The 12,936-nt window shown below is 36.5% G+C and carries 5 protein-coding genes; all 5 read left to right on the plus strand.

Features of this window, described 5'->3' with window-relative positions; genetic code table 11:
* Positions 1 to 7 precede the first annotated feature (7 nt).
* The 5 genes from sprA to C8D70_RS16930 all read left to right on the plus strand — a co-directional run bounded on the left by sprA (position 8) and on the right by C8D70_RS16930 (position 12,715).
* Positions 8 to 7,051 carry a cell surface protein SprA gene (gene sprA, locus C8D70_RS16910; protein WP_110368087.1) on the plus strand — a complete coding sequence of 2,348 codons (7,044 nt, stop codon included), beginning with the start codon at positions 8 to 10 and terminating at the stop codon, positions 7,049 to 7,051.
* Positions 7,052 to 7,278: 227 nt separating this feature from the next.
* Entirely contained in the window at positions 7,279 to 8,223 is a 945-nt protein-coding gene (locus C8D70_RS21125; protein WP_228408053.1) for a hypothetical protein, read from the plus strand.
* Positions 8,220 to 11,858 carry a trypsin-like serine peptidase gene (locus tag C8D70_RS16920; RefSeq protein WP_110368088.1) on the plus strand — a complete coding sequence of 1,213 codons (3,639 nt, stop codon included), beginning with the start codon at positions 8,220 to 8,222 and terminating at the stop codon, positions 11,856 to 11,858. The genes C8D70_RS21125 and C8D70_RS16920 overlap by 4 nt, the downstream gene beginning before the upstream one ends.
* Before the next feature lie 127 nt (positions 11,859 to 11,985).
* Positions 11,986 to 12,363, plus strand: a complete 378-nt coding sequence (gcvH, locus tag C8D70_RS16925; RefSeq protein ID WP_034695881.1) for a glycine cleavage system protein GcvH — start codon at positions 11,986 to 11,988, stop codon at positions 12,361 to 12,363.
* On the plus strand, positions 12,338 to 12,715 hold the full coding sequence (locus C8D70_RS16930; protein WP_083688884.1) for a VanZ family protein: 378 nt from the start codon (positions 12,338 to 12,340) through the stop codon (positions 12,713 to 12,715). Before gcvH ends, C8D70_RS16930 begins: the two co-directional genes overlap by 26 nt.
* Positions 12,716 to 12,936 lie beyond the last annotated feature (221 nt).

Here is a 12,936-nt window from a genome sequence, read left to right on the forward strand (position 1 = left end):
CCTGTGTATGTCTGTAAGTGCTTTTGCACAGGCACAGAAAGATACAGCGATCATAAGAAAACAATATGAAGTGGCCGACCCTACGAGGTATGAAGCCTATTACGACATAAAAACCGGGATGTACTATGTATATCCTAAAATTGGAAATACCATCACAGGTCCTCCTACAGCCATGTCTCCGGAAGAGTATAAAGAATATATGCTCGCCAGCCAGACAAAAGCTTATTATAAGGAGAAATCCGATAAATATAATCTTCTCTTCAGAAAAGACAAATCTGATGCAAGGAAGAAGGGGCTAATTCCTTCATTGTTAATTAATAACAAACTTTTTGAGACGATTTTCGGAGGCAACAAAATTGAAATTATCCCTTCAGGATACGCATCGCTGGATTTTGCAGGACTTTACCAGAAAATAGATAACCCAATGATCCTGCCTCAGAACAGGACCAGTTTTACCTTTGATATCGATCAGAGAATTCAGCTTGGGTTATTAGGGAAAGTAGGGGAAAATCTTCAGTTAAAAGCCAATTATGATACCCAGAGCGGCTTTGCTTTTGAAAACAGAATGAACCTTGTATGGCAGGCCAAAGGAAGCTGGAAAGATCTTCAGAGTAAAGGTCTTGGAGATGTAGATAAACCTAACGAAGGAGGAGAAGATAAAATCATCAAAAGAGTTGAATTTGGTAATGTAAATATGCCGCTTTCAACCAATCTTATCCGTGGTTCACAATCACTGTTCGGGGTAAAAACAGAATTCCAGTTAGGAAAAACATTTGGAACGGTAGTCCTTTCCCAGCAACAGGGAGAGGCTCGTAATATTGTAGTACAGGGAGGTGGTGTGATGAACAATTTTAAAATCAATGCCATTGACTATGAAGAAAACCAGCACTTTTTTATAGGACATTATTTCCTGAACAAATATGATGATGCCCTGCTTAATTATCCGCAGATCAATTCCACGATCAATATTACCAGAATGGAAGTCTGGGTATTGGATCAGGGAAACAGTAACCTGGCTTACCAGAAAAGTATCATCGGGATCAGGGATCTGGGCGAAGGCCCTGGCGGAGTAACGCTGCCGGATAACTCACTGAACGGATTATATGATGAAGTATCAAAAATAGCCGGAACAAGAGAAGCAGGTAAGAACTATGGAACTATTTTCCAGGGGCAGGTGCTTCCTGGAGATCCCGTTCCTTACGATAACGGAGAACAATTCATTTACAATACAAAAGCCAGAAAGCTGAACAGTAATGAATTTACCTTCCAGCCGCAGTTGGGATATATTTCATTGAATCAGAAACTTAATGACCAGCAGCTTTTAGCCGTTTCCTACTCTTATACGGTTAACGGCAGTAATAAAGTATACAAAGTAGGAGAATTTTCTGAAGAAAGCCCTGTACTGGTCACCAAGGTATTGAGAGTAAATAATAAAGTGAACACTCAGTCTCCGATGTGGGATCTGATGATGAAAAATATCTATTCTATGGATGCAGGACAGGTATCTCCGGATGGCTTTATCCTTAACGTATATTACCGAGATCCAAAAACTGGAGGTAAAGTAAACTATCTTCCGGACACTTCTGTAAAAGATCAGAATTTACTGAAGTTATTTAACTGGGACCGTCTGAATATGAACGGCGATATACAGAATAATAAAGACGGAAGCAAAGGAGATGGTATTTTCGACTTTGTTAATGGGATTACTATCAGACCTGAAACAGGAAGAGTTATCTTTACCAAAGTGCAGCCTTTCGGTAAATATCTGGAGTCAAAATTAGGGACAAGTGATCCTCAATATGTTTTTCAGGATCTTTATACCAAACAAAAACTACAAGCGTCCGCCAGTAACCTTTCACAGAGGTATACCATGGAAGGCCGTTATAAAGGTGTTCAGGGTCAGGGTATATCTTTAGGTGCAGTAAACGTTCCTCAGGGATCAGTAAAAGTAGCTGCAAATGGAGTACAGCTTACAGAAGGTGTAGACTATACGGTAGACTATATGCTTGGTACAGTTACGATCATTAATGAAAATGTAAAACAGTCCGGACAGGCAATCAATATTTCACTGGAAAACCAATTGACATTTAATACCCAAAGAAAAAGATTCTTAGGATTAAATTTAGAAAGAAGATTTAGTGAAAACTTTATCTTAGGAGGAACGGTGATCAATTACTCAGAATCTCCATTAACTCAGAAAGTAAACTTCGGGCAGGAAGCGGTAAACAATACCATGGCAGGGATCAACCTGATGTACAACAATCAGGCTCCTTATCTGACAAGACTTACCAATAAACTTCCGATGGTAAAAACCGAAGCTCCATCCAACTTAAACTTCAAGATGGAAGCGGCATACTTATTACCTGGCTTGAATAAAGGGACAAATAATCAGTCTTACATTGATGATTTTGAACAAACCACTTCTAAAATATCATTAAAAGAACCGGCAGCGTGGAGCCTTGCTTCAAAACCGGAAAAAAATAAATTACCGCCATTTAACACAGTACCTGGTAATGATGATCTAACAAGCGGATATGGAAGAGGACTATTAACATGGTATAATATTGACCCTAGATTTTGGGGTGTCGGAGGAAAAGCACCTGCAGGAATTACACCGCAGTCTGTATCCAATCACGCTTCCAGAAGAGTACAATATTCGGAGATTTATAATAACAGAGATTTCGTAGCAGGAGAACAAACTTTCACCAATACTTTTGATATCTCTTATTTCCCTAAAGAAAAAGGACCTTATAATGTTAACCCTTTAACAGAGCAGGCGCAAAGCAGATGGGCGGGAATTATGAGATCAATCAGCGTTCCGAACTTTGTTACTTCAAACATTGAATACGTTGAATTCTGGATGATGGACCCTTACGCAGATGGTAAAACCCTGGGTACTGATCCAAAACTTTTACTTCATTTAGGAAACGTTTCAGAAGATGTATTGAAAGATGGAAAAATGCAGTATGAAAACGGGCTTCCAACGCCAGGTACACCATCTTCTACAACCAACTCAAACTGGGGAGTACAGCCAAAACAGCCGCCAATCTTATATGCATTCTCTACAGAAGGAGAGGATAGAAAAGTACAGGATGCCGGATATGATGGTCTTACTTCTGATCAGGAAGCGATGAGATTCGGAAATACATTTGTAAACCCGGTAACCAATATTGCTGACCCTGCAGTGGATGACTTCGTATTCTATCTTTCTGATAAATTTACAGGAAGTCAGGCTGCTTCAGTGGTGGAACGTTATAAATATTTCAGAAACCCTGAAGGAAACTCAGAAGCAAACTCTCTGAATGTAGCTTCGCAAACTCCGGATGCTGAAGATATCAACAAAGATTACAACCTGGATCAGACTGAAAACTATAACCAATATGTTATAAAGCTTGACCAGCCAAGTTTGTCACTTGGGTCGAATAATATTGTAGATGTAAAAACAGTAAAAGCAACATTCCAGAACGGACAGTCTGCAGATGTTAAATGGTACCTGTTTAGAATCCCTGTGGCGAATTATGATAAAGCTGAAGGGACAGCGGATCCATCTGTATTGAATAATGTAAGGTTTGCAAGATTAATGCTGGCAGGATTTGATCAGACCTCTACCTTAAGATTCGGAACAATGGATCTTGTAAGATCAGACTGGAGAAAATATACCAGCAAAATTGCCAGTGCAAATGTTCCAAATTCCGACGAAGGAACGGGAACTGTAACAGATCCTAATTTTGAAATAGGAAGTGTAAATATTGAAGAAAATGCATTGAACCAGCCTCCATATGTATTGCCTCCGGGAATTGACAGACAGGTATTGAGTGGAAATGCAGGAGCGCAGAGACAGAATGAGGCGTCACTTTACATGAAAGTGAAAGAGCTTAAAACTGAGGCAAGAGGAGTATTCAAAAATACAACATTGGATATGAGAAGGTACAAAAAGCTGAAGCTGTTTGTACACGCTCATGATCCGGAAAACAGAGATCTGAATGTAGGATCGTATGATCCTAAGACAAAATTCTTTATTCGTTTTGGAAGTGATGCCACTGATAACTATTATGAATATGAATCTACAATGAAGCTTACTTCTACAACTGCTACAGCTCCTATGGAGATCTGGCCAATGGAAAATGAGGTCGATTTTGATGTTCAGAACTTTGTAGATGCTAAAATCAGAAGAGACAAATCTGGTGTTGCAATCACGAATAGAACAATGGATCTTGTCTATCAGGAACCTTATAAAAATATTTATATTAAAGGGAGACCAAGTTTAGGAAATATTACCACCATTATGATTGGGGTAAGAAATGCAGATCCAAGAACAAACTCTACCATAACAAGAGTTCTTTGGGTTAACGAAATCCGTCTTTCTGAAATAGAAAATGATGGGGGATATGCAGGAAATGCCAGCTTAAACTTTAATATGGGAGACCTTGCAACAGTAAATGCCAATGCCTCTTATACATCAGTTGGTTTCGGGAATATCGATTCAAAGCCTGCAGAAAGAACACAGTCTACTCAATCCGCATTCAGTATCAATACTGCGATCAATGTAGATAAATTCCTTCCGGAAAAAACAGGGGTGAAAATTCCTTTAAACTATTCTTACTCGCAGACGATTGAAGATCCAAAGTACAATCCTCTGGATACCGATGTGGAGTTCAGCAAGGCACCAAATAAAGATCAGCTGAAAAAAGTAGCGAGAACGTATACCCAGCAGAGAAGTATAGGAGTGGTTAACATGCACAAAGAAAGAGTAAACCCAAATAAAAAGCCTAAGTTTTATGATATTGAAAACGTTTCAGTAACGGCAGTATATAACGATGACTATTTCAGAGATATCTATACCAAGAGAAATTACAGACAGTATCTGAGAGGATATATTGATTATAACTACACCTTTAAACCGTGGGTACTTAAGCCTTTCAACAAGATGATCAGCGATACGGCAAAGTCTACAAAATATCTGAGATGGGTAAAAGAATTCAATATTAATCCAATTCCTACAAGAATCTCTTTCAGAACTGAAATCGACAGAAACTACAACGAGCTTGAGTTCAGAAATGTGGAAGCAATCCTTAATGGTGATATGAACAGTAATTTCGATGCCATCAGAAACAGAAACTTCTTCTTTGGATGGCAGTATGGTTTAGGGTTTAATTTCACAAAATCATTAAAACTGGAGATCAACTCCGCAACCAGAACGTTGAATGACAATCTGGATGTAAATTCGATGGACAGCAAATCGATTTTCGGAAATGTATTCAGAGCAGGAAGACCGGTATTGTACAACCACAGAGCGCAGCTGAATTATAAACTGCCATTCCAGTATCTGCCTTATCTGGATTTCATAGATGCAGAAGTAGGATATGGATTTACTTATAACTGGGCAGCGAGATCTACTTCGTTGACTGGATTTGTGGATCCTAACAACAATAATAAAACAACAAGTTTAGGATCTGTGGGCCAGAATACCAATGTGATTCAGGCAACAGCTTCAGCAGATCTTCCTAAGTTTTTTGGGCAGTTTAGCTATTTCAAGAATATAAATGCCAAACTTCAGAAACGCAAACAGGAGATGGACTCTCTGAATAATGTGTATGCCAAACAGTGGGAGAAAAACAGATACAGATATAAGAAATATAAATTTAAGAATAAGCTTACTCCACTTCAAAGTGCTGCATTCTTCTTAACTTCTTTCAAACAGTTAAACGTAAGTTATAACGAAACGAATGGAACAGTACTTCCGGGACTAATATCAGCTCCAAACTGGTATGGATCTGGACAGACACTGGGTGGCCCAACTCTAGGATTCCTTTTAGGATCACAGGCTGACATCAGAAGAACAGTAATGGAAAATGGATGGGTTAGTGATTCTAAATACATGACAGATCCTTATGTAAGAATGTCGACCAAAGAATTGAGAGCCGACCTACAGGTGATGCCAATGAACGATTTAAGAGTAGATCTTAATGTGTTGCATACCTTTAACAGTAACTTCTCACATACAGGATTTAACTATATCAATGGTGGGGTTTCTGATCCTGACTTTACATTTGCTAGTGAGATGACAACGTATTCCAATACGACGATGCTTCTTAGCACATCATTTAAAGATGGGCAGGCAGTTTACCAGGCGATCAGAGAAAATGCGAGAGCTCTTTCTCAACAACTGGGAGATCCGGGAGCAGTATTGGATAACAACGGATTTGCTAAGCATTACAGCATTGGAAATGCCTATGTATTGATTCCTGCCTTTAGAGCAGCGATGGAAGGAAAATCAGTGACGCCTATGGGCAATCCTAAAAAATCAGGATTCCCGTTACCAAACTGGAGAATTACCTATTCCGGATTGAAAAATATCCCGATGATCAGCGGGCAGTTCACGAAGTTTGATATCTTACATGCCTATACCGCCACCTATACGGCAACAGGTATTCAGAGTAACGTAGATTATCACGGTAACCCGAACGGATATTATCAGACAGTAGATAATGCAGGTAATGTGGTCAAAGATGGAGGTGATAAAATTAACCCGTATACATTCGCACAGGTGGGATATGTAGAATCATTCTCACCGCTTATCGGGATAGATGTTACCATGAGAAACAATATGCAGTTCGGGATACAGTATAACAAAACCAGAATGATGGTACTGGGATTAGTCAACCAGACGCTTACCGAAGATGCCAATACAGAATATGTAGTAAGGCTTGGATATATTGTCCGAAACTTCAGATTAGGAACAGCCAATATCCGGGGAAGGGGAACAAGAGGAAAAGGAAGTGACCTTAACATCAGAGGAGATATTTCATTAAGAGATAGCAAAACATCTATTATGAATATTCTGCTGAATGATGCTCAGGTTACCGGAGGACAAAGATTGATGAACATTAAACTTTCAGCAGACTACAATGTTTCCGAGAATCTGAATCTGAGAGTGTTCTACGAACAGATGACCTCAAAATACAAGATCTCCACAGCATTCCCGCTGTCTACAGTAAGAGCAGGTATTTCAGCCACATTTACATTCGGAGATTCAGGAGGTGGATTCTAAAAATAATAAATCCATAAAAACAATATCCCTTTTGAAAGAAAGGGATATTGTTTTATATATTATAAAATAAGTTTTTAATACGACATATTTTGTCGCTTTTGGTAATTATTTTTGGATAAAATTAAGTCAAAATCAGCAATTATAGAAAAGAGTCATTATAATTCTTTTAATCGTGATTTAGCTGCTTTTAAAATGTTAAATTTGTACTTTAAAATTAATTTAAATTTATGAAAACAAAATTATTCTCGATGGCCTTATTGGTTTCATCATTGGCCTTTTCACAACAGGCTCAAACATTTTCTGAAATAACTATTCAGAATCCTTCTCCTATTCTGTATTTAAAAAGAAGTACTAACGATGGAGGGTTTATCCGGGGGATTCAAACCCAATACCTGAATGGGGATAATGGGTGGTTTTTTGGTGATTTGCATGGTAGTCAATGGATTGTTTCTAAAGGAGATTATACAAATCCCAAACTTGTTATTAATGATAGTAACGGATATGTTGGAATAGGAACGGTGGCTCCTTTAAGTAAGCTTCATGTAGCGGGGACTATTATGGCAGGAGCCGGCGATTCTGTGACAGGGATTAATGCTTTTTCTATACCCTATGCAAGTGGCTCAATAAATAATTGGGGAGCATTACGGAGCACCGGGTCCTCTTATATGAGTTATGGAGTAAAAGCAAATGGAGCGAATGTAGGATGGCTTTCAAGCAGTGGAGAAGGAAACTTTGTAAAAACAGCAATTACACTTGATAATGAAGGTTTCAGATTATTGGCTTCAACTTCTCAACAAATAGCGATAGATTTACCTGTCTCCATGCCGGAAATAATGAAAATTTCTCCTACAGGAAATGCTTTATTACAAGGTAAGTTGGAAGCTAAAGAACTCAAAGTAACACTAACTCCAACTGCTGATTTTGTATTTGATGAAAATTATAATCTACCAACATTAGAAAATATTGAGAAACATATCAAAGAGAAAAAGCACCTTCCTGAAATTGCTTCTGCCAAGGAAATGGAAAAAGAAGGGGTAAATGTAGGAGAGTTTCAGATTAAGCTTTTACAGAAGATAGAAGAATTGACCCTGTATGTAATTGAACAAAATAAGCAATTGAAAAAGCAGGCAGAAGAAATTGAAGAACTGAAAAAAACACATAAAAGCAAATGATGAAATATTTAATTATATTTTTTTTATTCTGCTTGAATTTTGTAAAATCTCAGGTAGGAGATAACGGGTACCCATTTTTGTATGAAAAATTAGTTTCCGAACGACGTATTACAACCAGAGAAGAATATAAGAACTCTCTCGGTGAGATTATTCCTTTGTTACAACTTAAACAAAATATTAAGACATTCGAAACAAAAGGATTTAGTAATCAAGGAATAATAGATGAGGTTTCTAATTTAACAGATGAAGCATATGCGAATCAAAATATCTATGGGAAAACCTTTTATAAAGAAATTAATATAACGGATGATAGCAATAGAATTGAGTATGATGGAAGGTATTATTATTTATATAAGGTTACGTCATCAGATGCTAAAGCACTACAAATCTATTTTAAGAAATATCTTTTACCAGAAAATAGTAAGCTTTTCCTGTATGCAGAAAATGGGTTTATTCTAGGAGAGTTTAATAATAAAAATAATCCTGATACCTCAAATAAAGGTCTTGAATTTGGAACACAGCCAATTCCTGGAAACACATTTTATATTGAGCTTTCCTACTCTGTAGATAGTAGTGAAAAACCTTTATTAACAACCGAAAAGGTGATCCATTCTTTTACAGATTTTTATAGTGGCGTATATGGTGCGGCAGGTAATTGTCATAAGAATGTAGCATGTGTATTTAGTCCTAGTGAGAATAGATCAAGAAATATAAAATCTGTAGGCTTAATGTTATATCCCATATATCAATCGGGAACAAATACACATACTTATTCAGCAACTTGCTCGGGAAACCTAATGAACAATACAGCCCAAAATGGAGAACCTTATTTTTTGACAGCTGCACATTGTATCGGGTATGAAGCGGCAAATAATAATATCAATTGGAGTACGGAACTTATTACTTTATTTAATTATGAAGCTTTATCTTGTACTAGTAATGGAGCAGATGCTCCCTCTTCATTATCCAATACCTCAGTTTTTGGTTGTACTTTGTTAACACAAAGTCCTTACACATCTTTCGACTATGCATTAATAAAACTTAAGATAACACCAAGTCTCTTAGCCCAATATAAAGTTTGCTATGCAGGATGGGATAATAATCCTAATGCTTATTCAGTAAATCCTACTAATGCATACTCAGTTCACCACCCCAAAGGTGATGTTAAAAAAATATCTATGGTTCAGGAATTATATCCGGTAATGGGTAGTAATCCAATATTATTTAATGGATATAGTGTTCCACATCTTCAAAGCACAGATGGAACATTCTTACAAAATTCATGGAGAAATGGTATTGTGGAAAAAGGATCATCAGGATCCCCGTTATTTAACAGTTTTGATAGGTTAATAGGATCTTTGTCAACAGGTCCTGATCCGAACATTTTTAATTGTAATAATCCAAATATTTATAATGCTACAGGTCCTACATATTATACCTATTATTCAAGGTTTTCAAATAACTATTACACAATGTCTCCATGGCTTAACCCAAATGGAACAAACGTGCAATCTATAGGACCTTATTGTCCTACAGGCTACAATATTCAAATTGGTGCGCCAATTGATGGCAATACTCCAGGAGGAGGCAATCCTCAGCCAACGAATTGGCAAGAAGAGCCAATAGACGTAAATGGAGAAAAAGTTCATCCAGCTAATACATGGGGTAAAAAAATATATTTGAAAGAATTTAATGGCTCCGGTAATTACCAGCAGCAGGTAGATGAAAATTTTAATTATTATAGATCAGTCATGGCACCTAATAAAAATACATTTGCCATGAGCGAGAATATATATGATATATATGAATTTAATATAAATAATTTCTTGCCTAATTTGCAGCTTTGGGGGATATACAAAGTAATAGATTGTAATAAAATAAAGTATATAAAACCTGCAAAAATAACAATAAAGAACCCTGGTTCTAATGGTCAGGTTTTTAGCTTTGTGGTAGATGTTGTAGGGGTTAGTGACAATAGAGTTCATATCCTTATTGAAGAATGGAGAAGAAATACATCAGGTGCTATATACAAAACATTTGAAATTCAATCTTATAAAATAATAAATAATGAACTTATATATGAGAATTATAAAACCCTTTTTTATAATCAGCAGAATCTTACTATTTTTAAATATTATGATTTTGATAACGGACGTTTAATGTTGTCAGTAAGGGAAAATTCAAACCTCGTTAATAAAATATATTCTTGTTTTTATAATGAACAGAATGGTAGCTGGTTAATGGAGACAACTCCAATAGCAAATGGAACTTCTGGTGTATTTACAAAAATTATTGGAAATAAGGTTTTTATACAACCGTCTGGACAAAATAAAATTGATATCTATAATTTTGTTTCAAATTCACCGGCTTTTAATTTAAGAGCATCATTGTCAAATCAATTTTTATCCGCTCCTGCTACAAATTACCTTTATGATCCTTTATTCATATTTGAAAGATCTAATGATTTATATAATATAGTTTACAGAAATGGTAATGGAGTAGGATCTTTTGAGCTTATGCAATTAGATTTATCCAATAATTCTGCCAGTTCTTCTCACATTACGACGTCTGACGACTTTAAAACAATATATTTTGGTTATGGATCTCATTTTATTATGAAAAATAATCAGATTATTAAGTTAAGTAAATTCCCGTGGAAACCCTCACCAGGAGGAGAATACCCCAACTATAGCTATATGAATTTCAAAAAAAATAGTAATGGAAATTGGATTAAGGATAAAGCCACTTTGCTTAAATGGAGCGAGGTTGGTGGATTTAATGATCAATATATAATAAGTGATGATTATAAAGAAGGTAATGATATTAAACGAAGAATGTTCAGTATAAGAGAAGTTGATTATTTAGCACATCCATATACAACTTATAATGATGAGGTTTTTTATTCATCAGCATATCATCGTCCAAAAAAATTGGATAACCCCTATTTTAGTTCGGGTGTTGTTGTTAATGGTAGAGAAGAGTTTAGAAATTTAGCTGGGACCAACTTAAACATTTTTTTATTTAGATCTCCTAACTTAGGATATGATTTTAATACCACAACATACGATACTAAAACCGTAATTTTAGATAATAAAACACAACAGTTGACAGGGTATAAGAGTGTGACTATACATGGGAAATATTCTGTGGTAATGAAACCAGGCTTTAGTGTTTCTGCTACTAGCGGGATAGAATTTACGGCAAAAGCACAAGCTCCGCTGCCTGCAGATATTCCTGCATGCTCTCTGACCTTTGATGATATGCTTAATCCTAAAACTACAGAAACACCAAATGAAACGCTATACCTTAAGCAGACCATAGGGAAATTTGGGAATAAACCATATTACGGAGAAATTGTACTAAATGATGGTAACTTAAACCAGGAGTCTATTATTGATAGGGCCGTGAAACTATATCCAAACCCTACCAAAGATATACTGAATATTGATTTTAATGGTAAAAAATTCAAGACACTAGAAGTATATTCTATAGATGCCAAAAAGATAATAACCAAAGAAGTATCATCATTGAATACTACTGAGGTCAATTTGTCTCAATATCCTGCAGGTATCTATATGGTAACACTTATAGACTCAACAGGCAAAAGCTATCCTAATAAGATCATTAAAAAATAACCTTTCTCGTTAAATCGCTGCACTAGCAGCGATTTTTTATTTTCATTCGAAATTTCTTCAAGTTACTTATTTATGCTTTGAACCTTTTAGAATTTTGAATACATTTGTACAAAATAAAAATTTAAAAATGAATACACCATCAGAATTAAAGTACACGAAAGATCACGAATGGATCAAGATCGAAGGTAATGTAGCTACAATCGGTATTACAGACTTCGCACAAGGAGAACTTGGAGACATCGTTTACGTTGATGTAGATACTGTAGATGATGATCTTAATGGAGGAGACGTTTTCGGAAGTGTAGAAGCAGTAAAAACTGTTTCGGATCTGTTCTTACCTATCGCAGGAAAGGTTATCGAGTTTAATTCAGAATTAGAAGATCAGCCTGAACTGTTAAATACAGATCCTTATGGAGACGGATGGATCATCAAATTGGAAATTGCCGATGGGGCAGACCAGTCAGAATTACTTTCTGCGGATGATTACAAAGCGATCATTGGATAAGATTTCAAAAATATTTAGTAAGATACTGCCCATTTATTGGGCATTTCTTACTTATATGCTTCTCAAACCAGGAGAAGAAAATCATGAATACTGGTTCATGTTCAGCGGTATTGACAAGGTATTGCATCTGAGTATATTTGCAGCCTTGGGTTTCTCTTTCATTGCCGCATTCCCCAAAATAAAATTCTCTTACTTTTTTCAGATCATACTTCTCTATGCGTTCCTTACCGAAATTCTGCAGGAAGAAATGGGATTGGGCAGATCTATGGAAACACTGGATATCGTAGCAGATACCATTGGATGCTTATTAGGATACTATACCTATAAGTTATTAATCAAACGTTTCTTTTAAAGCACCTTTCAACACTCTTACTATTTCCTTTTTTATTCTTCCATCACCAGGCGTCTTACGCTCTTTTATCTTCAACCCTCTTACTCTCTTACTCTCACCCTCTCGAACTCTCCAACTTTTTTTGGGGGAGCTTAATCCTGCTCTCCATTCCTACTCCTCGCGCCATGCTCTCCCAGGCTGTCACCCAGAGCGAAGTCGAAGGGTCTCCCACGCTCCGACCC

It is taken from the genome of Chryseobacterium sp. CBTAP 102 (genome assembly GCF_003201365.1).
In the GTDB taxonomy this organism is placed as follows: Bacteria; Bacteroidota; Bacteroidia; order Flavobacteriales; family Weeksellaceae; genus Chryseobacterium; species Chryseobacterium candidae.

Bases quoted from the DNA above. Each gene is read 5' to 3' on its own strand.
- C8D70_RS21125 (WP_228408053.1), top strand. From the start codon at position 7,279: ATGAAAACAAAATTATTCTCGATGGCCTTATTGGTTTCATCATTGGCC.
- gcvH (WP_034695881.1), top strand. From the start codon at position 11,986: ATGAATACACCATCAGAATTAAAGTACACGAAAGATCACGAATGGATC.
- C8D70_RS16930 (WP_083688884.1), top strand. From the start codon at position 12,338: ATGATTACAAAGCGATCATTGGATAAGATTTCAAAAATATTTAGTAAG.
- sprA (WP_110368087.1), top strand. From the start codon at position 8: ATGTCTGTAAGTGCTTTTGCACAGGCACAGAAAGATACAGCGATCATA.
- C8D70_RS16920 (WP_110368088.1), top strand. From the start codon at position 8,220: ATGATGAAATATTTAATTATATTTTTTTTATTCTGCTTGAATTTTGTA.